Here is a 26,332-nt window from a genome sequence, read left to right as displayed (position 1 = left end):
GCAGCGGTGCCGACGCACTAAACACCAACGCCCGCAGCATTCCGGGAAGGATATTCGGCGTGGTGAAGTGCCACTGTCGGTATCCGGTCGTACGGTGGAAGATGTGAATGCACGTGAGTCAATCTCGTCTTCCCCGCCGGAGTTCAACGAAGCCTGCGAGGCCCTACGCGCAGTTTCCTTGCGCTCCGAAATCGACATGACGGAGATTCCGCCGCCCGGCCGGCTGGCGCCGTATGCCGTCGCGATGAGCGCCGACGTCATGGCGCCAAAGAATTTCGAACAAGTCACCGGCGAGGCGCTCGACGAGCTGGCAACCGGGCGGATCGTGCTGTTGTACGATCCGTCGTCCCCCCTCGAATGGGGCGGCAAATTTCGCGTCGTCAGCTATGTACGCGCCGAACTCGAGCACGAACTCGGACACGATTCGTTGATCGGTTCGGTCGCGTGGTCGTGGTTGGTCGAGGCTCTCGACGGCAACGATGCCGCCTACACGGCTCAAGGCGGGACCGTGACGCGAGTGCTGTCCGAGAGCTTCGGCTCGCTGGCCGCCCGGCCCACCTCGGTCGATTTGGAGATCCGCGCATCCTGGACGCCGGGGAACGCCCCAAGCGCCATGGGCAGGCATCTGGAGGCATGGGGCGAACTGATCTGCATGGTCGCCGGACTGCCCCCGGTGCCCGAAGGCGTCACGGCACTTCCGGGGCGCCGCCGGTGAGCCGCGCATGACGTCCGACGCATCGACCAGTCGGCCCGAGAGCGACGCGCCGGAGCCCCCACCCCTGCCGCTGTTGCACGAACCGCGGGACGGCGTGCCGGCAGTCATCGACACACCGGACGACCTGGCAGCTGCCGCCCGCGCCCTGGCCGCGGCGTCCGGCCCGGTAGCAGTCGATGCCGAACGGGCATCAGGGTTCCGGTACGGACAGCGCGCCTTCCTCATCCAACTGCGCCGTGCCGGTGCCGGCACGTTCCTCATCGACCCCGAAGCGCTGCACGATCTGTCCTCGATCGATACCGCCCTGCGCGGGTCCGAATGGATACTGCACGCCGCCACCCAGGATCTTCCGTGTCTGGCCGACACCGGGATGACGCCGGACGCCGTGTTCGACACCGAACTGGCCGCGCGTCTGCTGAGTTGGCCCAAAGTCGGGCTTGCCGCTGTCGTCGAGCGAATGATCGGCGTCCGGCTCGCCAAGGAGCATTCGGCGGTCGATTGGTCGACCCGTCCACTCCCGGAGCCGTGGTTGCGCTACGCGGCACTCGATGTCGAGGTGCTCATCGAACTGCGCGGCCTCCTTGCCGACGAGCTCGAGCAAGCCGGCAAGGCCGAATGGGCCCGGCAGGAATTTCTCCATCTGCTCGACTTCAAGCCGACCGTGCACGCCGAACCGTGGCGACGGGTATCGGGCCTGCACACGATACGTGCCCCGCGGGCACTGGCCATCGTTCGCGAGATGTGGCAAGCGCGCGAGGACTACGCCCGCCAGACGGACGTGGCTCCCGGCCGAGTGCTGCCCGACGCGGCGATCATCGCGGCCGCCAAAGCCGCTCCGACGTCAAAGCGCTCACTCTTGTCCATTCCGGCTTTCCGCGGCCGAGCGGCCAAGTCTCAAGTCGGGCTGTGGTTCACTGCCTTGCAGACTGCGGCACGGCTCGACGACGCCGAACTTCCGCAATCGGGCAAGAAGACGGCGACTCCCCCGCCTCCGCGGATGTGGCCGGGAAAAAACCCCGAGGCCGCCGAACGGCTGACCGCTGCCAAAGCCGTGATGGCCTCACTGCACGAGCAGTACGAGGTTCCGGCGGAGAATTTGATGACGCCGTCAGTGTGGCGGGCCGTGTGCTGGGAACCTCCGCAGCCGCTTTCCGCGCAGTCCGTGGATGAGGCGCTTTCCGCACTCGGCGCCCGGCCCTGGCAACGCACGATCGTCGCAGGCCCGCTGACTCAGGCACTTGCTGCCGCCGACGCCTAACTACTTTCCCTGCACTCCACCGCACCTGCACTTCCCGACACCGCGCCACGTTCTGCACACGAACACCGTTCCGAAAACTACAAATATTTGTTTGCAAATACTTCTTTGCAAGTGTATCTTTGCAGTTATGACAGCATCGGAATCGAGCGACGTTCGCGAAATCGGCCCCGCCGAATTAAAGGGCCTCGCCCACCCGCTCCGGATGGCAATCTACGACTCGCTATCGATGTACGGTCCGCAGACCGCTACCGGCTTGGCCAAGCAGCTCGGCGAATCGTCGGGCTCGACGAGCTACCACCTGCGCCAGCTTGCCCGGCACCAGTTCATCCGCGTCGCGGAAGGCAAGGGCAATGGCCGGGAGAAGTGGTGGGAGCGTACCCCGGGAGCCGTTGCCGTCGGCACGCGTTCGGGCAAGGCCGACCCGTCCGCGACGGCGGCCGCCAACTTCGTACTGCGTGAATGGACGCGTGGTTCCCAGCAGGCGCTGGCCGATTTCGTCGATGGACTTTTCGATCAGACACGTGTCCCACCCAGCTGGTCCGACGTCTCCGATATCTCGACCAGCAACCTGCGGCTGACGCGCGAGCAATTGGCCGAAGTCGTTGCCGAATATCACGCCGTGACCCAGAAATTCATCGATCGATTCCGCAACCGCGACGATCCGGGGTCGCGGCCCGTGCAAATCCAATTCAATGCCTTCCCCCTCATCGACGGAGAGGAAACACCCTCATGACTACGATCATCGAAACCCCCGTTCCGCCGACGCGGCATCGGCACGCCGGCCGAATCGTCGAGCGCACCACGACCGTCACGCGCGAGATCTACATCGATGGCGCCGAGGCGTCGACCGGGCCCGGCCGATTCGCTGTCCGGGCCGGTATCGCGATCGCCAACTGGGGACGTCGCCGAGCACTCCGCCGGGCAATGCATATGCCGACCGGCGCAGCGGAAATAGCCCGCCGGCTCGATCGCCGCAAGGACCGCGACCTGGCGTTCTTCACCGGCCTCCCCCGCTAGCAGCCCGCCACAACCCGCAAAACGCCCCGCCGCGTAAAGAACGCGAAGTCATGACGGGGCGCCCTATACGCGGCGGGGCGTTTTGCGAAAGAGAAGAGCTAGCCGCGCAGATCGGAGACCTCGGACAGGATCCGCTTGGTGAGAGTCTCCACGTCGAGGCCGGCGAATTTCAAGATCTCCTCGCGGGTTCCCTGCGGGAGGAATTCGGCCGGAAGACCGAGTTCGGCGACGCCTTGCCGCAGTCCGGCATCTCGGAGATCGTGGCGCACGCGAGCTCCCACGCCTCCGGACCGGACGCCGTCCTCCAGTACTGCCACCAGCGAATGCCTCGCCGCCAGCTCAATCACCGACGCCGGCACCGGCAGCACCCACCGCGGGTCGATGACAGTGGCCCCGATCCCCTCGTCGGCCAGCCGAGCCTGTACCTCGAGCGCCCGGTCGGCAAGCGCGCCGACCGAGACGATCAGCACGTCCGAGCCTCCGCGAGCCAGCACGTCCACGCCGTCGTCGAGCCGTACCGAGGCTTCCACGTCCGGGCCCACGGATCCTCGCGAGAAGCGTACGACGGACGGCGCATCATCGATGGTCACCGCTTCACCCAGTTCCTCACGCAACCGCGTCGAATCACGCGGGGCCGCCACGTGAGCGTGCGGGACCGCCTGCAACAGCGCCAGATCCCACATCCCGTGATGGCTCGCGCCGTCCGGCCCCGTGACTCCCGAGCGATCAAGAACAAACGTGACGCCGGCCCTGTGCAATGCCACGTCCATCAGCAGTTGGTCGAAGGCGCGGTTCAAGAATGTCGAGTACAAGCACACGACCGGATGCATGCCGCCGAAGGCCAGTCCGGCGGCCGAAGTCACGGCGTGTTGTTCGGCAATGCCGACGTCGAATACCCGGCCCGGAAACTTCGACGCGAATTTTTGCAGGCCCACCGGGAGCATCATCGCGGCAGTCACCGCCACGAGATCATCGCGACCTTCGGCAAGCCGAACGAGCTCGTCGCCGAATTCCTTCGTCCACGACCGCGCGCCGGACGGCGACATCGGCAGCCCGGTCTCGGGGTTGATGACCCCCACCGAGTGGAACTGGTCCGCCTCATCGGCCATGGCGGGGGCGTATCCGCGGCCCTTTTGAGTCATGGCGTGCACGATGACCGGCCCCGCATATCCCTTTGCCTGGGCAAGCGCACGTTCGAGCATGTCCTGATCGTGACCGTCCACAGGGCCGATGTATTTCAGCCCAAGATCTTCGAACATGCCTTGGGGCGCGACCATGTCCTTGACGCCCTTTTTGAATCCATGGAGTGCGTCGTAGGCGAACCGTCCGGGTGCGCCGCCGCGTTGAAGGGCCGATTTACCCCATTGGAGCAGCTTTTCGTATCCGGCGGAGGTGCGCAGCATGTCAAGATGTTGCGCAAAGCCACCGACCGTCGGTGCATAGGAACGGCCGTTGTCGTTGACGATGATGACAAGGCGCCGATGCGTCGCGCTTCCGTCCGCCGCGATATTGTTCAACGCCTCCCAGGCCATTCCGCCGGTCAACGCGCCATCGCCGATCACCGCGACGACACTCCGATCGGATTCGCCGGAAATCTGATAGGCCTTGGCGATGCCATCGGCCCACGACAGAGAGGTCGACGCGTGTGAATTCTCGATCACGTCGTGCGGGCTCTCGGCACGGGCCGGATATCCCGACAAGCCGCCCAGCTGGCGTAACGTGCCGAAATCTCCGGAGCGCCCCGTCACCATCTTGTGCACGTACGCCTGGTGGCCCACGTCGAACAGGATCGTGTCGCGCGGCGAGGAAAAGGTCCGGTGGATCGCCGTGGTCAGCTCGACCACTCCCAGGTTCGGGCCCAGGTGCCCCCCGGTCTTCGAGACGTCGGCGATCAGTTCGGCTCTGATTTCGGCCGCCAACTGTTCGCATTCGTCCAAGGTCAGGCGTTCTAGGTCGCCCGGCCCCTCGATGGACTCCAACAGTCCCATCTCTCGCGCCGCCTTTCCTGCCGAATCCGACTCGTACAGTTTACGACGCGGGCGGCGAACCATCGGTCCGCCGCCCGCATCGTCTAGCCCGCCGCTTATTTGGCCAGCGACCTCAGCACATACTGCAGGATGCCGCCGTTACGGTAGTACTCCGCCTCTCCGGGCGTGTCAATGCGCACCGGGGCGTCGAACTCGGCCACGACGCCGTCGGAACCGGTCGCCGTGACGTGGACGGTTTCCGGCGTGTCGCCCTCGTTCATGACCGTGACGCCCGAGATGTCGAACGTCTCGGTGCCGTCGAGCCCGAGCGACGTCTGGGACTCCCCGGCCGGGAACTCCAGCGGCAGCACGCCCATGCCGATCAGATTCGACCGGTGGATCCGCTCGAAGCTCTCTGCGATCACGGCGCGCACACCAAGCAGCACGGTGCCCTTGGCCGCCCAGTCACGCGATGAGCCGGAACCATATTCCTTGCCGCCCAGCACCACGAGCGGAATTCCCGCTTCCTGGTAGTGTTCGGAAGCATCGAAAATGGTGTTCTGCGGGCCGCCCTCGACCGTGAAGTCGCGAGTGAAGCCGCCCTGGACGCCGTCCAACAACTGGTTTTGCAGCCTGATGTTGGCAAACGATCCGCGGATCATCACTTCGTGGTTACCGCGGCGCGATCCGTACGAGTTGAAGTCCTTGCGCTCGATGCCGTGATCGAGCAGGTACTTGCCGGCGGGCGTGCTCGGCTTGAACGATCCGGCCGGCGAAATGTGGTCGGTAGTGACCGAATCGCCGAGCTTGGCCAGCACGCGTGCTCCCGAGATGTCCTCGACCGGCTGCGGCTCCTTGGTCATGCCGTCGAAGAACGGCGCCTTGCGCACGTAGGTCGACTCGTCGGACCATTCGAACAGCTTGCCTTCGGGAGTGGGCAGCGACCGCCAGCGCTCGTCACCGGTGAACACGTCGGCATAGTCCTTGGTGAACATGCCGCGGTCGATGGTTTCATCGATGGTGGCCTGCACTTCCTCCGGCGTGGGCCAGATGTCCTGCAGGTACACGGGCTTGCCGTCACTGTCCGTTCCCAGCGCATCGGCTTCGAAATCGAAGTCCATGGTGCCGGCAAGTGCATACGCGATGACCAGCGGCGGGGACGCCAGATAGTTCATCTTCACGTCCGGGTTGATGCGGCCTTCGAAGTTCCGGTTGCCCGACAGCACGGCCGTCGCGGCAAGATCGGCGTCGTTCACCGCCTTCGAGATCTCTTCGGGCAGCGGTCCCGAGTTTCCGATGCACGTCGTGCAGCCGTAGCCGACGAGGTTGAACCCGAGCTTTTCCAGATACGGCGTGAGGCCGGACTTGTCGTAGTAGTTCGTGACAACCTGCGATCCGGGCGCCAACGTGGTCTTGACCCACGGCTTGCGGTTCAATCCGCGCTCGACCGCCTTCTTCGCCACCAACGCGGCAGCGATCATGACCGACGGGTTCGACGTATTGGTGCACGAGGTGATTGCCGCAATTGTCACGGCCCCGTGGTCGATCTCGGTCTTGGTGCCGTCGGCCAGCGTCACCGGCGTCGGCTTGTGCGGGCGCCCGTTCGTGTGCTGCGCGGGTGCGTCCGACGCCGGGAACGATTCAAGTTCCGCTTCGTCGTCCGCCGTGACGTAGTTGAGCAGGTCGCGAGCGAACGTCGTCTTCGCGTCGGTCAGGGCGATCCTGTCCTGCGGGCGCTTCGGACCGGCGATCGAGGGCACGACGGTCGACAGGTCGAGCTCGAGGTACTCCGAATAGGCGACCTCACGGCTCGGATCGTGCCACATGCCCTGTTCCTTGGCGTACGCCTCGACCAGCTTGACCTGCTCGTCGGAGCGTCCGGTCAGGCTCAGATAGTCCAACGTGACCTCGTCGATCGGGAAGATCGCGGCGGTCGAACCGAACTCCGGGCTCATATTGCCGATAGTGGCGCGGTTCGCCAGCGGCACGGCAGCGACGCCGTCGCCGTAGAATTCGACGAACTTGCCAACGACGCCGTGCTTACGCAGCATCTCGGTGATGGTGAGAACCACGTCGGTAGCCGTCGCTCCGGCCGGGATTTCTCCGGTCAGTTTGAAGCCGACCACGCGCGGAATGAGCATCGACACGGGCTGGCCCAGCATGGCGGCTTCGGCTTCGATGCCGCCGACGCCCCAGCCGAGGACGCCGAGTCCGTTGACCATGGTGGTGTGCGAGTCGGTGCCGACGCAGGTGTCGGGGTACGCCCGCGTCACGGTGCCGTTCGTGGTTTCGATCTCACGCGTGAAGACCGTGCGGGCCAGGTATTCGATGTTGACCTGGTGCACGATGCCGGTGCCCGGAGGAACGACCTTGAAGTCGTCGAACGCCGTCTGGCCCCAGCGCAGGAACTGGTAGCGCTCGCCGTTGCGCTGGTATTCGAGGTCGACATTGCGCTCGAATGACTCCGGCGTGCCGAAGGAATCGGCGATCACCGAGTGGTCGATAACCAGTTCGGCCGGCGACAGCGGATTGATCTTGGCCGGGTCGCCGCCGAGATCCTTCATGGCTTCGCGCATGGTGGCGAGGTCCACGATGCAGGGCACGCCGGTGAAGTCCTGCATGACGACACGGGCGGGCGTGTACTGGATTTCGGTGTTGGGATCGGCCGTCGGGTCCCAATGGCCGAGCGCTTCGATATGCTCCTTCGTCACGTTCGTGCCGTCTTCGGTGCGCAAGAGGTTTTCGAGCAGCACCTTCAGGCTGTACGGGAGCTTGTCGGCGCCGTCCACCGCCGAAAGCCGGAATATCTCATAGCTGTTGTCTTCGACGTCCAAGCCGCCCTTGGAATTGAAACTGTCGACTTCGCTCATACCGATTTCCTCATTTCGCAGTCTGTCTGCACCATCCTGGACCGCCGCGGCGCGGCTTTCCAGTCAGGTCCACCTAAATTCCCGATCTCCGACCGAAAGTATCTTGATGTCGAGATAAATGTTAGCGCATCTCCGGCGGGTTCGCGAGGACGCGCAGCGTGACGAGCGATTCGACGTGTGCCGTGAGCGGAAACAAGTCGAATGCCCTGACCTGCTCGATTCGGTACCCCTCGTCGGCAAAATACCGGCAGTCGCGTGCCAGCGTGGCCGGGTCGCACGACACGTACGCAATCGTGCGCGGACGACAGGCCGCGATCCGGCGGACCACGTCGCGCCCGGCGCCGGCCCGCGGCGGATCGAGCACGGCGACGTCCAGCGTCTTCTCTCCCGGCAGTTTGCCGGCCACGGGGCCGCGCCGGACGTCGACCGGCGCGCCGTCGGCGTCTCCGAGATTGTGTGTCAAATCGGCAACCGCTCCGCTGTCGCCTTCGATCGCGACGACCGACCCGTCCGGGCCGGCTGCGTGCGCCAAGCCGACGGTGAATAGGCCGGCGCCGCAGTAGAGATCGGCGACCCGGTCGCCGGGCCGCACTCCCGCCGCCCGGGCCACGTGCCGAGCCAACAATGCCGGAGCAGCGCGGTGCACCTGCCAGAACCCGCCAAGAGTGACCCGGAAGTCTCTCGTTCCGACATCGGGCAGTTCCACGCGCTCGGTCACGTGATCGGCCCCGGACAGCACCGTGGCGCGAGCCGGCATCTTTTTCCTCTTGGCGCCGGCCGGCCTGGGCGGTTTGGCCATCTGGACGACCGACGCGCCGGTCGCGATGAGCGGCTTCAACGCGCGCGTGTCGGCCGCGCTGGGCCGGCCGGCCGGGTAGCGAACGATCACGAGCCGGTCCCCCGTGGACGAGGCGGCGACTTCCACGCCGACGGCCCCGCCGAACCGCATGTCCGTCAGGCCCAAATCGGCGATCGCGGGCACCGCAAGCGGAAGCGCGTTCAACGGCCGGACGTCGTGAGATCGGGCGGCCATCGCCCCTAGCCGGCCATCCGGAGTCACTGCGAATTGCATACGGGTGCGCCAGCCGAGGCCGTCCCGGGCGCCGTCGCCATCCGCCGCCTCGACCTCCACGTCGACGTCGAGATGGGCCAGCCGCCGAAATTGCTCGACGATGACGTCCCCCTTCAGCCGGCGAGACGCCGCAAGGTCCATGTGCGCGAGTTCGGCGCCGCCGACGCCGTCCGGACCGGCTTCCGGCCATCGATCCGGGACCCGGTCGGGAGATTGCCGCACCACCTCGAGGGTCGAGGCTCGCCAGAATTTCGCCGACGGGTCCGCGTCATCGATGCGGACCCGCACCCTTTCGCCCGGCAGGGCGCCGGAGACGAACACGACGCGGCCGTCGTGCCGTGCCACGCAGGTTCCGCCGGCCGCCGGTGCGCCGATGTCCAGTGTCATTTCCATTCGCGTGTCTTCTCTTCCGCGTAATTTCGGGAGTCGACCGCCCGCCACGACGACTGAAGCCGCCAGGGCACATTGGCCACCATCACGCCCGTGGCAAAGAGCAGTCTCGATTTCAGCCGGAGGGCCGTCTGGTTGTGCAGCATGTGCTCCCACCAGTGGCCCACGACGTATTCGGGGATATAGATCACTATGACATCGCGCGGCGATTCGCGGCGGATCCGGCGCACGTATTGGATGATCGGCCGCGTGATCTCGCGGTACGGCGATGCGATGACCGTCAGTGGGACGGGCAGGTCCTGGTCGTCCCAGGCCGACTGTAGCGACCGGGCCTCCTCGTCGTCGACGCTCACCGTCAGTGCTTCGAGGATCGTCGGCCTGGTGGCCCGAGCGTACGCCAAGGCGCGCAGCGTCGGCTTGTGCACCTTGGAAACCAGCACGATGGCGTGCACGTTCGACGGCAGAAGCCTCGAATCGTCGTCCCCGACGGGCTCAAGCTCTTCGGAGATCCGCGCGTAGTGCCGGTGGATGCCCGTCATCATCAGATACAGCACGATCATTGCCACGATCGCGATCCAGGCGCCAAGCAGGAACTTGGTGATGAGAACCACGACCAGCACGATGCCGGTGAGGATCAGTCCGGTCAGGTTGATCAGCCGCGAGCGCATCACCCGGGCGCGCTTCTTCTTATCCGTCAAAAGACGCAGTTCGCGTGTCCAATGCTTGACCATTCCGAACTGGCCCACCGTGAACGAGACGAACACGCCGATGATGTACAGCTGAATGAGCCTGGTGGTGTCGGCATGAAAGACGCTGATGAGCACGATGGCGGCAACGGCGAGGGTGAGGATCCCGTTCGAGAACGCCAAGCGGTCGCCGCGCGTGTTGAGCTGACGGGGCAGAAACCCGTCACGGGCGAGGATGGAGGCAAGTCCCGGAAAGCCGGAGAACGCCGTATTGGCCGCCAACACGAGGATGACGCCGGTGACGACGGCAACCAGGTAGAACGCGGGCGTGAAGTTCGAAAAGACGGCCCGGGCCAGCTGCCCGATCACCGGCTCTTGCACGTAGTCGTGGCCGACCGGCGTCCCGCCGGCCGTGAGGAGCTGACGGGCCGGGTTCGTCACGAAATGCAGCTTGACGGCACCCGCCAGGAACATGATGCCCATCAGCATGCTGATGCCGATGGCACCGAGTATCAGCAAAGTGGTGGCGGCGTTCTTGCTCTTGGGCTTGCGGAATGCCGGGACGCCGTTGGCGATCGCTTCGACACCGGTCAGCGCGGCGCAGCCCGACGAGAAGGCGCGCATGACGAGGAAGGCGCCGGCCAGCCCCATCAAGCCGGTCTCCCATCCGGCGTGCGGGGCCACGTGGTACGCGGCCGACGCGGCCTCGAGTCGGGAGCCGGACACGATCCGGATGAAGCCCCAAATGACCATCCCGATCACCGCGATGATGAAGATGTACGTCGGCACGGCGAACGCTCTGCCGGATTCGCGCACGCCGCGCAAGTTGGCCGCCGTGATGACCAACACCAGGAACACGGCGATGAACGTCTCGTACCCGCGGAGCGCCGGTATCGCCGTGGAGGCGTAGTGCGATGCCTGCGAGATCGACACGGCGACCGTCAGCACGTAGTCGACGAGGAGGGCGCTGGCGACCGTGATCCCGGCTTGCCGGCCCAAGTTGACCTTGGCGACTTCGTAATCCCCGCCGCCCGATGTGTAGGCACGCACGTTCTGCCGGTAGGAGGCGACAACCACGAGCATGACGAGCGCCACGGCCCCGCCCACCCAGGGCGACACAGTCAAAGCCGTGATGCCGGCCAGCGACAAGGTCAGAAAGATCTCATCGGGCGCGTACGCCACCGACGACAGCGCGTCGGAGGCGAAGACGGGAAGTGCGATGCGTTTGGGAAGTAGAGTTTCTTGAAGCCGGTCGCTGCGATAGGGGCGCCCGACAAGTACTCTCTTCACGGCATCGGTAATTGTTGCCACGACCACCCATCGTAGGGCGTCGATGCCACGAAGCGACAACGGTAAGGCGGAATGACATGCACTTTGTGATCATGGGGTGCGGGCGCGTAGGCGCCTCACTGGCGCGAACGCTGGACGATGCCGGGCATTCCGTCGCCGTCATCGACCAGGACGAGGCTGCGTTTCTTCGCCTCGGAGACGACTTCTCCGGGCAGACCGTGACGGGGCTGGGATTCGACCGCGAAACACTTGACGAGGCCGATACGGCCGATGCTTATGCTTTTGCGGCAGTCAGCAGCGGCGACAACTCGAACATCCTGGGCGCCAGGGTGGCGCGCGAGACGTTCGGCGTTGCCCACGTGGCTGCGCGCATCTACGATCCGGGGCGGGCCGAAATCTATCAGCGGTTGGGCATCCCGACCGTCGCCACCGTGCGGTGGACGGCCGATCAGGTGCTGCGGCGCATTTTGCCGCAAGGCAGCATTGGCGAATACCGCGAGCCCTCCGGCGCGCTGGTCCTTGCCGAAGTGAACATGCATTCCAGCTGGGTCGGCAGAACGGTGGGCGTCCTTGAATCGGCGAGCGGCTCCCGCGTGTGCTACCTGACCCGGACCGGCGAGGGGCTCTTGCCGTCGTCCGGCACCGTCATTCAGGAAGGCGATCTGGTGCATGTCATGCTGGAAGCGTCCCGGCGCGACGACGTGGCCAAAATCTTGGGTGGCAAAGCGGAAGGTGACGTCGAATGAGGGTTGTCATTGCCGGAGCCGGCAGCGTCGGACGGTCGATCGCCCGCGAGCTGATCGCTCACAAGCATTCCGTCATGCTGATCGACAAGTCGGCCGATGCTATGAAGCGCGAGCGCGTGCCCGGAGCCGATTGGCTCCTTGCCGATGCGTGCGAGACCGCGGGCCTGGCCGATGCGAATCTGGACGACGCGGATGTCGTCGTGGCGGCGACGGGTGACGACAAGACCAATTTGGTGCTCCTGCTCATCGCCAAGACCGAATTCGCGGTCCCGCGCACCGTCGGCCGGGTGAACAATCCGAAGAACGAATGGCTGTTCGACTCGTCCTGGGGCGTGGACGTCGCGGTGTCCACGCCGCGTCTGATGACGGCTTTGGTCGAAGAAGCCGTCGAAGTGGGCGGTCTTGTCCGGCTATTGAAATTCGAGCAGGGCAGGTCCGGGCTGGTGGAATTCACCGTGCATCACTTGTCGCCGGTGGTGGGAAAGGCCGTGGGCCGGCTGAGCTGGCCGGCCGGCGCCACCATCGTGGCGATCTTGCGCAATTCGCGGGCCATCGCGCCCAGCGCCGACGACGTGTTGGAAAGCGGCGACGAGTTGTTCTTCATCGTAGCCGAAGAGGCCGAGCCTGATCTCCTGGCGTTGCTGGCGCCTGCCGAATGATCAGCCACGAGATCCAGATCACCAATGCGAACAGCGGCACGCCGAGAACGAGACGCAAGGTGCCGAGCGCGACGACGTGATCGGTGAAGTACAGCGGCAGCTGGATGGCGAGCCGGAGGCCGAACATGCCCACCCACATCCAGGTGATTCCGCGGTAGAGCCGCATCTTTGCGGGGTCTTCCCGCCAGGCCTCGCCGCGCAGGTAGCCGACGATGATGCCGATGAGCGGCCACCGCACGAAAATGGAGACGGCGTACAGCACTGCCGCCGACCCGGTGATGAAAAAGCCCGGCACGAAGTAACTTGCCGCGTTGCCGCTGCGTAGCGAAAAGACCGCGCAGATGGCCACTCCGACGAATCCGCCGATTGCCTGACCCACCGGTTGACGACGAATCAAGGCGATCGCGAGCAACACGAGGCCGGCGCCGACCGCGGCTACCAGCGACGGCACGAGCAAGCGAGTGATCGTGTACACGACGACGAACAGCAGTCCGGGCAGCACCGAGTCGACAATCCCCCAGACTCCGCCGATTGCGCCGGCCACCGACCCGTCGGCCGCCTTACCGAATCCGGTCCCGGCCAGCGCCTTGGCGACGCGCTCGTCGGCCGGTTCGCGTTCCGGATCACTCATTGGGCGACCGCCAAACTGTAGGAGGGGTTGAACATGACCGGGCGTCCGTCCCCGGCATCGACCATGCCGTCCACTTGGATGTACCTGCCGGCCATCACACCGCTGATGGCCCGCCGCCCCAGCCAGGTAACGGTCAGGACGCCGGAGCCGTCGGAGACTTCGACGGTCAGCGACGGCGACACCGATGGGACGCTTTGCACCAGGGAGATGATCACCCCGGTGACGCGTGCGTGCCGGCGGGTACGCAGCGACGCGATGGGCTCCGACGCCGTCCGGCCGACGAACTTGGCGTCCTCGTCGGCTTCGATCTTTTCGCGTCCGGCGAACAGCGGTTCACGTTGCTTGGCCACTCAGTGAACCTCGGTGATCTCCGGTCCTCGCCGGAACGGGTTCAACTCGTCGCCCGCACCCGGCTCCTCGTCGGACTCGTCGTCCGTCAACGGCGGCGTCAGCGGCAGCAGATCGCGCGGCGCCATCGGCTCTTCGCCGCGGGTCACGACAACGCCCCGTAGAACGTCCTCGACTGTTTCCCGTTCACGGTCGTCGGTCAGGGCTTCTCCCCCGATCACTGCACGAAGGAACCATCGGGGCCCGTCGACGCCGACGAACCGGGCTTGGCGCACGCCGGTCCGGCCATCGCCGGTGCGAGACGGGATGCGGGCAAGCACTTCGGGGCCGAACGACGTGTCCGATGTATCGGCGGTGCCGCCCTGCTTCGTCACCGAAGCGGCGATCTGGTGGCGGATTTCATGCCACAGGCCCTCCGACCGCGGCGCCGCGAAGGCTTGCAGTTGCAGCGTCGACTCACCGAAATCGCAAGTGACCGACACTATGCGTTCTTGATTTTCATCGACGTCGAGTCCAAGCTGCATGCCGTCGACCGCCGGGATCTGCAGTGACCCCAGGTCCACGCGCGGGGCTCGGCCCGCGTCTTCGGCGGCGTCGTACGGGCCCGAATCCGCCCTGTCGGTCGGCGCGGACTTGTCTGCGCCGTCATCGTCGGTCCGCGCCTTCGTGCCGGCGGGCTCGGCCGCGGGCTTGCCGGTCGCTTTGCCGGCTTGCTCGGCTTCGCGCCTGCGGCGGCTTCGGCGGGTTTCCGGTACGTCGTCCGGTTGCGTCGCCGCGCCCTCGGTAGTTTCCTCGGCGGACGAGGCGGCTGCGCTCTCGTCAGCGGCGTTCTCGTCGACGTCCGGGGACTCCTCCGCGTCGGCCCGATCGGCCTCGATCCGGCTTGCTCGTTTGCTCGGCCCGGAATCCACCACCGTCTTCTTCTTGCGACTGAATAATCCCATGGGTTAATTCTCTGCCTTTGCGGTCGTTGCTGCCAATCCGTCGGCGGCCGCTCCGGCTGCGGACCCCTCGTCGGCCGGAGACGCGAAACCCCCGGTTGAGCCGAAACCGCCGGTCCCGCGTTCGGATGCCGGCAGCTCATCGACCACGTCGAACTCCGCAGTTTCGACGCGTTGGACCAGCAGCTGCGCCACGCGGTCGCCCCGTTTGAGGTCGATGGCGTGATGCGCATCGGTGTTGATCAGCGGGATCTTGATCTCGCCGCGGTATCCGGCATCGATGGTGCCCGGCGAGTTCACCACGCTGAGACCGTGCTTGACGGCAAGCCCGGACCGAGGGTGCACCAGGCCGACGTAGCCGTGCGGGAGCGCCAGGGCGATGCCGGTGCCGACGACTGCCCGTTCGCCCGGTTCGATTCTCACGTCGACGGCCGTGCGCAGGTCGGCGCCGGCATCCGAATGCTTTTCGTATGCCGGCAGCGGCATATCCTTGTCGAGTCGAACGAGGGGTACGCGGATTGGCGATTCGGTCACCGGCTGGCGCTCCTTGCAGGTTGATGACATGTCACAAAGTTCACACTCTACTGCCCGACGCCCTGTCGCAGCGGATGAACCCGATATGGAAAGCTTGAATATATGGCAACGTCTGCACCACGGTATACCGAGCGTTTATGGCCTTCATGGTGGGTTTGGCTGATTGCCGCGTGCGTCGCGGCCGGCACGTCCCTCATTGTCGCCCCGGTGTCGGCTGCCGCCGCGGTCATAGTGCCGGTGGTCGTGGCGATCTTGTTCTTGTGGTGGCTCGTCAGTCTTGCTACTCGGATCGAGGTCACTGACGGCGAGGTGATAGTCGGCAAGGCGCACATCGACAAGCGCTTCGTGGGCGGTGCCGAAGCGTTCACGGGCCGGGATGCCGTGATGGCGCGCGGGATCAAGCTCGATGCGCGCGCGTATTTGCATATTCGGGGCTGGATTCCGGATGTCGTGAAGATCACCATTGATGACGACTCCGATCCGACCCCGTACTGGCTCGTTTCCACACGAGACCCCGCAGGGTTGACAAAGGCGCTCGGCTAACGCCGAGCGCCGGACCGTCAAGCCGCGCAGTCCTTGCAGATCAGCACGCCGTCCTTGTCGGACGCGAGCTGCGAGCGGTGCCTGACCAGGAAACATTCCATGCAGGTGAACTCGTCCGACTGCTTGGGAAGCACGCGAACCGACAGTTCCTCATTGGAAAGGTCGGCGCCGGGAAGTTCGTAGCCTTCCGCGACCTCCGTTTCGTCCTCATCGACACTGCTTGCCTTCTTTTGGGTGCGTTGTGCCTTGAGGTCTTCCAACGAGTCCGAGCTGAGGTCCTCGTCTGTCTTACGAGGCGCGTCGTAATCCGTCGCCATGTGTATTTTCACTCCGATTGCGTTCGTCGGTGGTTAAAGCTGATCTTCGCCGTTTCGACCCGTGCACGCACGGATCGATCTGGGTCCAACGCCGGTATCACCGGACTTATTCCGGCCCGTCTTCCGGTACATATCCGATGCTCCGGCCGCCCAGAATTGGTATTGTCAACCATCTCGGCTGCAATAACAATACTGATGCCGATTTTGTTTCAAAAACCGGGTCGAAGCGTGGCGAGTTTTCCGGGCAGTACCGGACTGCGGAAAACCTTACTGTACAACGTTCTCCGGCCCGTTCCCGACACGGTATGCGCCGGGCCCGGCTATTTTCCCTCACGGCTTAACCTGCTACCTTGACGAAAACCGACTTGTACCGGGGGTATCGCATGAGTGAATTCGAACATGGCTTGAATGAGCGGATCGATCAGACTCGTGCGCAGCTGGCCGTCGCGCGTGACGAAGGCGACGACTACCTCGTCGAAGTTCTGCTCGGCGACCTCGAGTCACTTGTCGAGCTCGCCGGCGATAACGATGTGGCCACCGGCGAGATGAAACAGATCCTGGCCGCCGAGACGGGCACAATTCCGGTCATCGAAGAGCCGGAACGCGGATCCGCGAACGCGGACTGACGTCCGACGGTTTATCCGATGCCGGACGCCGTTGCCGGCCACACCGGCGCGACCGGCCTATCGAACTTTCCGATGCAACAATCCACGGCACACGCGCCGCTGCCCGGGCTACAGGCCGGCAGCGAGCCGCCGACCGGCACAGCGGGGGTTTCGCCTCGAAGCTCGGCAGCACGTTCGGCCAACAGATCGACAAGGCCCGAGACGAATGCCTCGGACGTGCCGACCGTCGCGGCACGGTAATAGTCCAGATCGAGTTCGGACGCCGTCTGGCGCGCTTCGGTGTCCAGGTCGAATTTGACTTCCATATGGTCGGAGACGAACCCGATCGGCGCGGCAACGACCCCGGAGATGCCTTCCGCTTTCAGCTCGGCCATTCGGTCGTTGATGTCCGGTTCCAGCCATTGCTGCGTGGGTGGGCCGGACCTGGAGCAAAAGACGAGTTCGCCTTCGACTATCCGGCCGAGCCGTTCGGAGACTTCACTGATGATCGTGCGCATCAGGTCTTCGTGTTGGCGCAAATATCCGGGGGTGCCGACTTCGGAGGCTTCTTGCATCGTTTGCGGGATGGAATGTGTGACGAACAACACCTTGGTACCGGTGCCCGCGCCGACGGCGCGGAGCGCTGCTTCGACATTGTCCGCGCTCGCGCTGACGAACCCCGGGTGGTTGTAGTACTGGCGAATCTTGTCCACCGTCAGGTCGATACCTTCGGCGTGGAGCTTCTCGAGCGCCATTCCGAGGTCTTCGCGGTATTGCCGGCAGCTCGAGTACGACGAGTACGCGCTTGTCGTGATCACGCCGACGTTCCTGTGCCCATCGGCGTGGATGCGCCGTAGCGTGTCGTCGATGTACGGTTCCCAGTTCCGATTGCCCCAGTACAGCGGCACGTCGACTTCCCGGCGCTCGAGGTCCGCTTCCAGCGCAGCGATGAGCTGCCGGTTCTGGTCGTTGATCGGCGAGCGGCCGCCGAACGAGTAGTAATGTTCGCCCACCTCGATGAGCCGTTCGTCCGGAATACCGCGGCCGGCCGTCACATTTTTCAAAAAGGGCAAGACGTCGTCGGGCTTTTCCGGGCCGCCGAACGACAAGAGCAAGAGCGAATCAAAAGGCGAAAAGTCGGCCGCGCCGGCCGATGCGGAACTGTCCATCACGCTGACAAGCTTAACGGGCCGGTGACAACGCGCCATGGGCAGATCCCCGAGTTGAGCGCAGTGGCGTGACACCATAGTGAAGTAGTGCGAAGCGTTTGTCGCGTCACGATTTTTACGAGGAAGGTGCCCAATGCAGGATCTTAAACTGCTTGGTGTTCACGATGACGAAGAACATCTGGTGCTGGCCGGCCCGGAGGGCGAACGATATTTGCTGCCGGTCGATGAAGCGCTGTACGCCGCTGTCCGTCGCGACCGCGCACATCTCGGGCAGCTGCAAGCCGGACAGGATCCGGCCAGGCCGCGTGACATTCAAGCGAAGATCCGTGCGGGTCTGACTGCCGAAGAGGTCGCCGAAGGCGCAGGCGTCCCCCTCGAGCAAGTACGCAGGTACGAAGGTCCGGTTTTGGCCGAACGTTCCCATATCGCTGAGCTTGCCGGTCGGGTACTCGTTTATTCGTCCCAGGATCCCGCCGCCGACGGTCGACCGTTGGCCGACCTGGCGTCCGAGCGGCTCCGCTTGCGCGACGTCGATCTCGAGACGGCCGGCTGGGACGCCTGGCGCCGGCCCGATTCGCGCTGGTACGTCGAGCTGACATTCACTGCCGGCGGCAAGAAGCGCACGGCCAGTTGGACGTTCGACCGCGGCTCGCTCACCCCCGAGGACGACGAAGCCCGCTGGCTGACGGACTCCGGCCCCGTGGATTCCGGCCCGTTGCCGCCCCGCCGGTTGACGGCCGTCTCGGACAACGGCTCGCGGGAGGATGCGCCGGACGAGACGACGGCGCCCAGCACCGATCACTTGCTGGACACGCTTGGCGCGCGTCGCGGCCGGCGCACGCCCGTCGATCCGCACGTCGATGACTCGGATCCGTACGGCGGGCTACTGGACGAGGATTCCGATGCGCCGGCAAGCGGCGCCGGCACTGCGCATTTGGCTGCCGCAGTCGACCCGGACGACGGTCCCGACGATCGAAATGACGCGTCCACCGCACCCGGCGTGTGGCCGTTGGGCGCGCACACTGCCGCTTCGGCACCCGAGGAAGCCGATTCGCCCGAGGTGCTCGCCGTGCCCGACCGCCCGGAGCGGGATAAGCCTGCCGGCAAGGCCTTCGGCAAGTCCGCTAAGAAGGCCAGAAAGTCCAAGGACGCCGGAAAGTCGCCGGAGCCCGCGGACTCCTCGGCCCCGGCCGGCGCAACGGGTCAGGATGACCAGCTTCCCGGCCAGCAAAGCCTCCTGGACGACGAAAACTTCACCCCGCCCGCGGCAAAACGCGGAAAGCGACACAGCGTGCCGAGCTGGGACGAGATCATGTTCGGAGCCAAACGCGACTGACTCCGGAGCCGCGGGCCGCCGGTCCGGCTACCCCGATTGGGACGCCACTCTCTACTTGTCGTAGAATGGTTGACGGTGGATGACCGCCATCAACCCTCTCCCCAGTCGAGGAGCTAAACAATCGTGGAAACCCTCGGTGAGCTTGAAAGAGCCGTCATGGACGAGCTCTGGAACAATGCTGCATCGCTGTCGGCCACCGATCTGCGTGAAGCGCTCGCCCACCGCGATCTGGCGTTGACGACCGTTCATACCGTGCTGTCTCGTCTTGAAGCCAAGCATTTTGTTCAGCGACAGCGCGATGTCCGTCCACACCGTTACCGGGCGACATCGTCGCGTGAAGATCACGTTGCCGAACTCATGCACGAGGTTCTCGGTCAGGCTCCCGATCACGAGGCGGTATTTGCTCGTTTCCTTGGCGCGGCGAGCACTGACGAGACGAGCACGCTGCGCCGACTGCTCGGCCACTCTGCGAAAACCCGCGATCCGGGCCCGACTGCGTAGTCAATCCGGCTACCGTAGGTAGCAGTATGAATCCTATGGCTCAGACCAGCATCATGCTGGCTGTTCTCGCTGTCCTGCTGGCATGGCCGGTGCCGGTGCTCTTGGCGCGCGCCCGCTGGGCGGGCCGCGACCCGTTGACGGCGCTCGTACTGTGGCAGTCCATCGGGCTGTCGGGCGGTCTGGCCATGATCGGTGCCGGACTCGTTTACGCGGTATCGGGCATTTCGACCCGCTTTCCCGACGGGCTCGGGCGACTTGCCGACATGATTTGGCACGGACGACTCCTGACCGATCTCGGCCCGTTGCGGCTGATTGCGCTGGCGATAGCTCTCATCCTTGCGCTGCGGCTCCTCAGCGTGCTGATCCTCAGCGTCGTCCAAACCGTGCGCCACCGCCGGAGACACCGTCAGCTTCTCGACATCTTGTCACGCCCGTCGGTCGACCATCCCGAGGCCAGGCTGCTCGACCACACCGCTCCGGTCGCCTATTGTCTGCCGGGCCCCCGCAACACCATGGTGTTATCGGCCGGGATCATCGATCTGCTCAGCAAGCCGGAACTCGAAGCAGTCATCGCGCACGAACGGGCCCATCTGGAATGGCGGCACGATCTGGTCATCCTGCCGTTCGTCTCGTGGCACCGGGCACTGCCCTGGCTCCGCGCGGCCACGGTCGCTCATCAAAGCATTTCGACGCTCGTGGAGATGCTTGCCGACGATACCGCGATACGAACGGTGCGCCCCGAGGTGCTGGCGTCGGCAATTGCACTGGTGGGTCGGAGCGAGCCTCCGGCCGGCGGGTTCGCGTTGGCGTCCACGGCCACGGAGCTGCGCATCCAGCGCTTGACGAGCCCGCCGCGGCGCCTTGCCGCGTGGAACCGCGCCGTCGTCGTCCTGGGTGCGCTGGCGTTGCTTGCCGTGCCGACAGTGTCGTTGATTGTGCCGTTCTTCCCCTGAGCGGGTCCGCGGCTCATCGGACGAGCCGCTACGCGTCGATGCGCTCCGGGTCGAGCTCGGCGGCGCCCGCTATGATGAAATCCTTGCGCGGGGCCACGTTTGCGCCCATCAGCAATTCGAAAGTGCCCTCGGCACCGGCGAAGTCGGCCATGTTGACCCGGCGCAGCGTGCGGTGCGACGGATCCATGGTCGTTTCGGCGAGTTGGTCGGCGTCCATCTCACCCAGACCCTTGTACCGCTGAATCGGCTCCTTGTAACGCTTCTTCGTTTTCGCCAGCCCGGCCAGCACCGCGTTCAGTTCGGCTTCCGAATGCGTGTACACGTACTCGTTGCCCTTCGACCCGGGATGGATCACTTCGATCCGGTGCAACGGCGGGACTGCTGCGTAGACTCGGCCGGCTTCGACCATGGGGCGCATGTACCGGAAGAACAAGGTCAGCAGCAGCGTACGAATATGTGCGCCGTCGACGTCCGCATCGGTCATGATGACGATCTTGCCGTAGCGGGCCGCCGACAGGTCGAAACTGCGACCGGACCCGGCGCCGATGACCTGGATGATCGAGGCGCATTCCGCGTTCGAGAGCATGTCCGCGATCGAGGCCTTCTGCACGTTCAAGATCTTTCCGCGGATCGGCAGCAGCGCCTGATGTTCGGAGTTCCGCGCCTTCTTCGCGGTGCCCATCGCCGAATCGCCTTCGACGATGAACAATTCGGAATTGTCGACCTCGCCCTTGCGGCAGTCGTAGAGCTTGGACGGCAGGGACGACGATTCGAGAGCGGATTTACGGCGCTGCGTCTCCTTGTGCATGCGTGCCGAGATGCGCGATTTCATCTCGGACACGATCTTTTCCTGAAGCATCTGGGACTGTTGCTTGTCCTGTCGCTTGTTCGACGTCAGGTGTGCTTCCAACTCGCCGGAGACTACTTTTGACACAATGCCGCGCGCCGCCTTGGTGCCGAGCACTTCCTTCGTCTGCCCTTCGAACTGCGGCTCGGCCAGGCGCACCGTGACGACTGCCGTCAGCCCCGCCAGCACGTCGTCCTTCTCGATCTGATCGTTGCCGACCTTCAACCGGCGGGAATTCGATTCGATGACCTTGCGGCACGATTTGAGCAACGCCTGTTCGAAACCGGACAGGTGCGTTCCGCCCTTCGGGGTGGCCACGATGTTGACGAAGCTCGCCACGCGGGTGTCGTAGCCGGTGCCCCACCGAAGTGCCACATCGACCTCGGCGGTGCGCGAGACCTCGGTGGACACCATGTGGCCGCGATCGTCCAGGACGGGAACCGTTTCGGTGTACTCCCCCGACCCTTGTAGCCGCCACACATCCGTCACTGCCGGATCGACGGCGAGATAGTCGACGAACTCGCTGAGTCCGCCGTCGAACATGAAAGTTTCTTCGTTCTCGCTGCCCCGGACGCGCCCGTCGCGGATGGTGATGGTGAGTCCCGGGACCAGGAACGCGGTCTGCCGGGCACGGGCCACGAGCTCGCTGTACGAGAACTGCGCTTCGGCAAGGAAAATCTGTTCGTCGGCCCAGTAGCGCACCCGGCTCCCCGTGACGCCTCGCTTCGCCTTTCCGACGATTTCCAGCTGCGATCCGTTGACGAACGGTGTGAAGTCCGAGTCGGGTGAGGGCCCCGACTTGTCGTCGAAAGTACCGGGCTCGCCGCGGCGGAACGTCATCCGGTGGATCTTGCCCGACCGGGTGACTTCGGCGTCCAGGCGCGCGGACAAGGCATTCACGACGCTGGCGCCGACACCGTGCAGGCCGCCCGACGCTTGATACGAGCCGCCGCCGAATTTCCCGCCGGCGTGCAATTTCGTGAAGACGACTTCGACACCGTTCAAACCTGTCCGCGGTTCGGAGTCCACGGGGATTCCGCGCCCGTCGTCGGTGACTTCCACCGACCCGTCGGCGTGTAGAACGACCTCGATCCGGGAGCAAAAGCCACCAAGTGCTTCATCGACGGAGTTGTCGAGAATCTCCCACAAGCAGTGCATGAGCCCGCGCGAATCGGTGGTGCCGACGTACATGCCGGGGCGCTTGCGCACCGCCTCGAGTCCTTCGAGCACCGACAAATGCCGAGCGGTATAGCCGCCGGCCGCCGCCGCACGCAGTTCTTCCCGGGTGGATTGTTTCGTTGTCACAGTCAGATAGTCCTCCTGCGCTCAACATTACTTGGCCGTGCCCACGGGCGCTTCCAGGCTCGCCGCGTAGGCGGAGACGCGTTGGGCCGGACGCGACACCCGCAACCGATGGCGCGGCCGCTGGACTCGGACGAAAATACGCGCTGGGCGAACCGCCGGACTTTGGCGCATAAATTCAATGTGCTCCGTGTTATCAAGGGTATACGGACCTAAGTCTTGGAAAGGCAGGAACAATGACAGTTGGCACCCAGGCCCCCGATTCGATGACCGCCGCCGATCGTTGTGATCGCTGTGGAGCGCAGGCCTACGTCAGGGTCGAATTGAACTCCGGCGACTTGTTCTTTTGCCGGCACCACTCGAACGAGCACCTGGAAGCGTTGAAGCCCGCTGCATTGCGGATCCACGACGAGACGGCTCGGCTGGAAGAAACCGCCGGCTCAGGCGAGTAACACCCTCCACTGCCGAAGGGCCGGGGCGCTGCCCCGGCCCTTCTCGTCTGTGCGTCGCCGCCGCATTGGTGAATCGCGGTCAATCCGGATCAAGTTCGAAACACACGGACGTATGCGTCGGCGCGTACCCCATCGACGCGTAAAGGCGATCGGCCCCCGTCGGACTGGCGGTGTCCACATCGAGCGCGACGTACGGATGACCGCGGCGAACGCACAGGCGCGCCGTCTCGGCCAGCAGTGCCGACGCGACTCCTTTTCCCCGCCACTGTGCCACCACGCCGAGCAGATCGGTGTACCCTTCCGAATACCCTTGCTCTTCCCAATCCTGCACATATTCGGAATTCAGCGCATACCCGATGACCGTGCCATCCGGGCCGACGGCGACGACGCTCAACTCGGGCCGGAACGCTTCGCCGTCGATGAACCCCTTCCGCCAACTCGCGCGGTCGTGCGGCTGCGATCCCCAATGGTCGGCAAATACTTCGTTGTGCACGGTCCGGACCTCTTCGGACAGCCCATCCGTCCACGGTTCGAGCGTGACACCGGCCGGCAGTGCCGAAGAGCAAGGCTCGTCGCGCACCCGCCGGCGCATGCTGGCGAAATAACGCACCGGCGTTAGCCCGGCATGCCGGTACAACTGTGCCTTGTCGGTTTGCGCTGCCATGGCGTAACAGCTCAGGGCTGCCGGCAGGCTTGCGGCATGCGGCGAGCCTGCGCGGATCTCGGCGAGCTTTCCGCGCCCCCTGTCCAGTTGCCACTCGAGCAGCCGGCGGCCCAAGCCGCGATTCCGATACTCGGGCGCCACGCACCCCATCAGCTGGATCCGCACGCGGGTCTTCGCCCCCGGACGGCTTGTGACAAGTCCGCCGGCCACCGGGTTGCCGTCCCGGTCGAGTCCGACAAGCGAATCGCGCGTCAGATCGATCCACGGCATCGCCAACGACCTGCGCAACTCGTCGTCGGTGATGCGTTCTTGATCGGCGTCATACACTTCGACGCGCTTCAGCAGCGACAAAAGCGCGGGCGCGTCGGCAACGGTCAGCGCGCGCCAGGTGAGGGAGTCCGTCATGCTCCCACGCTAGGACCCGTGGGCGCCTCCTGTCCCCCGAATTAAATGGGGCGGGGCGCCGTACGGGTGCCGGGATCAGTCCAGGTAGTCGCGCAACACCTGCGAACGCGACGGGTGCCGCAGTTTCGACATGGTCTTGGACTCTATCTGCCGGATCCGCTCGCGCGTGACGCCGTAGACCTTCCCGATCTCGTCGAGCGTCTTGGGCTGGCCGTCGCTGAGACCGAACCGCATCGACACGACACCGGCTTCGCGTTCACTGAGCGTGTCAAGCACCGAGTGCAGCTGTTCCTGCAGCAGCGTGAAGCTGACCGAGTCCGCCGGCACTACTGCTTCCGAATCCTCGATCAGGTCGCCGAATTCCGAGTCGCCGTCTTCGCCCAGCGGCGTGTGCAGCGAGATCGGCTCACGGCCGTACTTTTGCACCTCGACAACCTTTTCCGGCGTCATGTCGAGTTCCTTGGCGAGTTCTTCCGGAGTCGGCTCGCGGCCCAGATCCTGCAACATCTGACGCTGCACACGCGCCAGTTTGTTGATCACTTCGACCATGTGCACCGGGATGCGGATGGTCCGAGCCTGATCGGCCATCGCCCTGGTGATGGCTTGGCGAATCCACCAGGTGGCGTACGTGGAGAACTTGAACCCCTTCGTGTAGTCGAATTTCTCGACGGCACGAATCAGCCCGAGGTTGCCCTCTTGAATCAGGTCGAGGAACAACATGCCGCGGCCCGTGTAGCGTTTGGCCAGCGACACGACAAGACGCAAGTTGGCCTCGAGCAAATGGTTCTTGGCGCGGCGGCCGTCATGGATGATCCATTTGTACTCCCGCGCCACCTTGGCCGACAGCGACTCCTCGTTCAGCTTCGACTCGGCGTACATGCCGGCTTCGATGCGCTTGGCCAGTTCGACCTCTTCGGCCGCGTTGAGGAGAGCGACCTTGCCGATCTGCTTGAGATAATCCTTCACCGGATCGGCCGTCGCTCCGGCCGAGATCACCTGCTGGGCCGGAGCATCGCCTTCGTCGGACGGCGAGTAGACGAACCCGCCGGCCTGCTCGGCGGCCTTCTTTGCCTCCGGCTCGACGTGTTCGACCTCTTCGGCCTCTTCCTCGGCGGCCTCGTCGACCTCCGTGGGCATGAGGTCGTCGTCCTTCGCTTTCGCCTTACGCTTGGCCGGCGTTGCTGCCGCCTTCTTCGGCGCCGCCTTTTTGGCAGCGGTCTTCTTGGGGGCGGCCTGTGCGGCGCCCTCGTCGATATCGGTCGTCTCGTCCACCTGTGCGGCCGGCTTTGCGACCTTCTTTGCCTTTACCTTGGTTGCCGACGTTTTCGTAGCCGTACCCTTCGTCGTAGCACCTCGAGAGCTTCCGGTTTTTGCAGCGGCGCTTGCCTTGGACGATTCCGGCACCGACATACACCCCTTAACTGCGGCGAGATTCCAGTGGTCAAGTGATTGTTTCTTCACATCACTAAGACCCATGTCAAGTGTGTGAGGAAAATCTCGCCGATTCTCACTAGCACGGGTCCTGACTGGGTCAACGCTTTATTGTGTCACGTTTCTTCCCGCAACCGGAAATCAGCACGCACCGGCTCCGCGGCCGGTTCAGTCGGCAGTGTCGGGTTTGACTGTCAGAACGGGACAACCGGCGTCGAGCAAGATCCGCTGCGCGTTGGACCCGAGGATCAATTTGCCGACGGGGTTGCGCTTGCGCAGCCCGATGATGATCATTTCCGCGCCGCGCTGCGCAGCAGTGTCGATCATCAGTTCCGCCGCGTCGCCGTCCGGCGGGGGCCCGGTGATCTCATAGTCCAAGCCGCCGAGCAGTTCGAGATGATCGGCGGTCGGGAACTCGGTCGACTCCCCGGTCGGCACTATCGTCAGGTCGCTGCTGCGCTGATTGGCCTCGCGGACGGCGTACTGGAGGGCCGCTTCGCCCTCCGGGGTCGCCAAATAGCCGACGACGATTGACACATCTACCTCCCGCTGACCGGTTTTCCTGCCTGCTCCATGCTGCCTTGTCGGGCGCGACTTTTCCAGTGTCCCCTGTCTACCCGCCCCGCGAACCCGCCCCGTTCAACGACACCGTTCAACGACACCGGCAGCCGAAACCGTCCCGG

At 64.8% G+C, this 26,332-nt stretch carries 26 protein-coding genes; 12 read left to right on the top strand and 14 right to left on the bottom strand.

What is annotated here, in order from left to right; genetic code table 11:
* The first annotated feature begins 67 nt into the window (after positions 1 to 67).
* The 4 genes from BJY26_RS19120 (at position 68) to BJY26_RS12345 (ending at position 2,990) form a co-directional block, all read left to right on the top strand.
* Positions 68 to 715: a DUF3000 domain-containing protein gene (locus tag BJY26_RS19120; protein ID WP_342354666.1), complete on the top strand. Its 648-nt coding sequence runs from the start codon at positions 68 to 70 to the stop codon at positions 713 to 715.
* A 7-nt stretch (positions 716 to 722) separates the two neighbouring features.
* Positions 723 to 1,973 carry an HRDC domain-containing protein gene (locus BJY26_RS12355; RefSeq protein WP_179428555.1) on the top strand — a complete coding sequence of 417 codons (1,251 nt, stop codon included), beginning with the start codon at positions 723 to 725 and terminating at the stop codon, positions 1,971 to 1,973.
* 127 nt (positions 1,974 to 2,100) lie between these two features.
* Positions 2,101 to 2,706, top strand: a complete 606-nt coding sequence (locus BJY26_RS12350) for a winged helix-turn-helix domain-containing protein (RefSeq protein ID WP_179428554.1) — start codon at positions 2,101 to 2,103, stop codon at positions 2,704 to 2,706.
* Positions 2,703 to 2,990 carry a hypothetical protein gene (locus BJY26_RS12345; protein ID WP_179428553.1) on the top strand — a complete coding sequence of 96 codons (288 nt, stop codon included), beginning with the start codon at positions 2,703 to 2,705 and terminating at the stop codon, positions 2,988 to 2,990. Before BJY26_RS12350 ends, BJY26_RS12345 begins: the two co-directional genes overlap by 4 nt.
* Positions 2,991 to 3,088: 98 nt before the next feature.
* Here BJY26_RS12345 and dxs read toward each other — a convergent pair whose 3' ends face one another.
* From dxs to BJY26_RS12325, 4 genes are all read right to left on the bottom strand, one after another.
* Positions 3,089 to 4,978, bottom strand: a complete 1,890-nt coding sequence (gene dxs, locus BJY26_RS12340) for a 1-deoxy-D-xylulose-5-phosphate synthase (RefSeq protein ID WP_179428552.1) — start codon at positions 4,976 to 4,978, stop codon at positions 3,089 to 3,091.
* A 95-nt stretch (positions 4,979 to 5,073) separates the two neighbouring features.
* The gene (acnA, locus tag BJY26_RS12335; RefSeq protein ID WP_179428551.1) at positions 5,074 to 7,827 is read right to left on the bottom strand and encodes an aconitate hydratase AcnA; all 2,754 of its coding nucleotides are present in this window, start codon (positions 7,825 to 7,827) and stop codon (positions 5,074 to 5,076) included.
* Between the two features lie 121 nt (positions 7,828 to 7,948).
* Positions 7,949 to 9,292, bottom strand: coding sequence for a class I SAM-dependent RNA methyltransferase (locus BJY26_RS12330; protein ID WP_179428550.1), 1,344 nt, complete (start codon positions 9,290 to 9,292; stop codon positions 7,949 to 7,951).
* A complete protein-coding gene (locus BJY26_RS12325) occupies positions 9,283 to 11,286 on the bottom strand; it encodes an APC family permease (protein WP_179428549.1) in 2,004 nt (667 codons plus the stop codon). The genes BJY26_RS12330 and BJY26_RS12325 overlap by 10 nt, the downstream gene beginning before the upstream one ends.
* A gap of 56 nt (positions 11,287 to 11,342) precedes the next feature.
* Here BJY26_RS12325 and BJY26_RS12320 point away from each other — a divergent pair, with 56 nt between their 5' ends.
* Positions 11,343 to 12,011: a potassium channel family protein gene (locus BJY26_RS12320; protein WP_179428548.1), complete on the top strand. Its 669-nt coding sequence runs from the start codon at positions 11,343 to 11,345 to the stop codon at positions 12,009 to 12,011.
* The gene (locus BJY26_RS12315) at positions 12,008 to 12,670 is read left to right on the top strand and encodes a potassium channel family protein (protein WP_179428547.1); all 663 of its coding nucleotides are present in this window, start codon (positions 12,008 to 12,010) and stop codon (positions 12,668 to 12,670) included. The genes BJY26_RS12320 and BJY26_RS12315 overlap by 4 nt, the downstream gene beginning before the upstream one ends.
* On the opposite strand, the gene BJY26_RS12310 is transcribed toward BJY26_RS12315, so the two are convergent.
* Genes BJY26_RS12310 through dut form a run of 4 tightly spaced genes read right to left on the bottom strand, consistent with a single transcriptional unit; the run spans position 12,612 to position 15,124 of the window.
* Positions 12,612 to 13,301: a DUF3159 domain-containing protein gene (locus BJY26_RS12310; RefSeq protein ID WP_179428546.1), complete on the bottom strand. Its 690-nt coding sequence runs from the start codon at positions 13,299 to 13,301 to the stop codon at positions 12,612 to 12,614. The genes BJY26_RS12315 and BJY26_RS12310 overlap by 59 nt on opposite strands.
* Positions 13,298 to 13,651 (bottom strand): OB-fold nucleic acid binding domain-containing protein, encoded by a 354-nt coding sequence (locus BJY26_RS12305; RefSeq protein ID WP_179428545.1) that lies wholly within the window; start codon positions 13,649 to 13,651, stop codon positions 13,298 to 13,300. Before BJY26_RS12305 ends, BJY26_RS12310 begins: the two co-directional genes overlap by 4 nt.
* Positions 13,652 to 14,593, bottom strand: a complete 942-nt coding sequence (locus BJY26_RS12300; RefSeq protein WP_179428544.1) for a DUF3710 domain-containing protein — start codon at positions 14,591 to 14,593, stop codon at positions 13,652 to 13,654. It lies immediately after the preceding gene.
* A 3-nt stretch (positions 14,594 to 14,596) separates the two neighbouring features.
* A complete protein-coding gene (gene dut, locus BJY26_RS12295) occupies positions 14,597 to 15,124 on the bottom strand; it encodes a dUTP diphosphatase (RefSeq protein WP_237248953.1) in 528 nt (175 codons plus the stop codon).
* A 102-nt stretch (positions 15,125 to 15,226) separates the two neighbouring features.
* Between dut and BJY26_RS12290 the strand changes: the two genes are divergently transcribed.
* The gene (locus BJY26_RS12290) at positions 15,227 to 15,667 is read left to right on the top strand and encodes a DUF3093 domain-containing protein (protein WP_179428542.1); all 441 of its coding nucleotides are present in this window, start codon (positions 15,227 to 15,229) and stop codon (positions 15,665 to 15,667) included.
* 17 nt (positions 15,668 to 15,684) lie between these two features.
* Here BJY26_RS12290 and BJY26_RS12285 read toward each other — a convergent pair whose 3' ends face one another.
* Complete coding sequence (locus BJY26_RS12285) at positions 15,685 to 15,984, bottom strand: DUF4193 domain-containing protein (protein ID WP_179428541.1); 300 nt, start codon at positions 15,982 to 15,984, stop codon at positions 15,685 to 15,687.
* A gap of 383 nt (positions 15,985 to 16,367) precedes the next feature.
* Here BJY26_RS12285 and BJY26_RS12280 point away from each other — a divergent pair, with 383 nt between their 5' ends.
* A complete protein-coding gene (locus BJY26_RS12280) occupies positions 16,368 to 16,610 on the top strand; it encodes a hypothetical protein (protein WP_179428540.1) in 243 nt (80 codons plus the stop codon).
* Positions 16,611 to 16,621: 11 nt separating this feature from the next.
* On the opposite strand, the gene BJY26_RS12275 is transcribed toward BJY26_RS12280, so the two are convergent.
* The gene (locus BJY26_RS12275; RefSeq protein ID WP_179429949.1) at positions 16,622 to 17,758 is read right to left on the bottom strand and encodes a ferrochelatase; all 1,137 of its coding nucleotides are present in this window, start codon (positions 17,756 to 17,758) and stop codon (positions 16,622 to 16,624) included.
* A gap of 133 nt (positions 17,759 to 17,891) precedes the next feature.
* Here BJY26_RS12275 and sepH point away from each other — a divergent pair, with 133 nt between their 5' ends.
* From sepH to BJY26_RS12260, 3 genes are all read left to right on the top strand, one after another.
* Complete coding sequence (sepH, locus tag BJY26_RS12270; RefSeq protein ID WP_179428539.1) at positions 17,892 to 19,094, top strand: septation protein SepH; 1,203 nt, start codon at positions 17,892 to 17,894, stop codon at positions 19,092 to 19,094.
* Between the two features lie 156 nt (positions 19,095 to 19,250).
* Entirely contained in the window at positions 19,251 to 19,595 is a 345-nt protein-coding gene (locus tag BJY26_RS12265; protein WP_218852383.1) for a BlaI/MecI/CopY family transcriptional regulator, read from the top strand.
* Positions 19,596 to 19,630: 35 nt separating this feature from the next.
* Positions 19,631 to 20,548 (top strand): M56 family metallopeptidase, encoded by a 918-nt coding sequence (locus BJY26_RS12260; protein ID WP_179428537.1) that lies wholly within the window; start codon positions 19,631 to 19,633, stop codon positions 20,546 to 20,548.
* Between the two features lie 28 nt (positions 20,549 to 20,576).
* On the opposite strand, the gene BJY26_RS12255 is transcribed toward BJY26_RS12260, so the two are convergent.
* Entirely contained in the window at positions 20,577 to 22,700 is a 2,124-nt protein-coding gene (locus tag BJY26_RS12255) for a DNA gyrase/topoisomerase IV subunit B (protein WP_237248954.1), read from the bottom strand.
* Positions 22,701 to 22,933: 233 nt separating this feature from the next.
* Here BJY26_RS12255 and BJY26_RS12250 point away from each other — a divergent pair, with 233 nt between their 5' ends.
* Complete coding sequence (locus BJY26_RS12250) at positions 22,934 to 23,149, top strand: DUF7455 domain-containing protein (protein WP_179428536.1); 216 nt, start codon at positions 22,934 to 22,936, stop codon at positions 23,147 to 23,149.
* A gap of 79 nt (positions 23,150 to 23,228) precedes the next feature.
* Here BJY26_RS12250 and BJY26_RS12245 read toward each other — a convergent pair whose 3' ends face one another.
* From BJY26_RS12245 to BJY26_RS12235, 3 genes are all read right to left on the bottom strand, one after another.
* On the bottom strand, positions 23,229 to 24,218 hold the full coding sequence (locus BJY26_RS12245) for a GNAT family N-acetyltransferase (protein ID WP_179428535.1): 990 nt from the start codon (positions 24,216 to 24,218) through the stop codon (positions 23,229 to 23,231).
* Positions 24,219 to 24,293: 75 nt separating this feature from the next.
* Positions 24,294 to 25,694, bottom strand: coding sequence for an RNA polymerase sigma factor (locus tag BJY26_RS12240; protein WP_425326657.1), 1,401 nt, complete (start codon positions 25,692 to 25,694; stop codon positions 24,294 to 24,296).
* Positions 25,695 to 25,817: 123 nt separating this feature from the next.
* Positions 25,818 to 26,186, bottom strand: coding sequence for a universal stress protein (locus BJY26_RS12235; protein ID WP_179428534.1), 369 nt, complete (start codon positions 26,184 to 26,186; stop codon positions 25,818 to 25,820).
* Between the last annotated feature and the right edge of the window lie 146 nt (positions 26,187 to 26,332).

It is taken from the genome of Spelaeicoccus albus, assembly GCF_013409065.1.
Classification (GTDB): domain Bacteria; phylum Actinomycetota; class Actinomycetes; order Actinomycetales; family Brevibacteriaceae; genus Spelaeicoccus; species Spelaeicoccus albus.
This window is presented reverse-complemented; position numbering and strand designations above follow the sequence as displayed.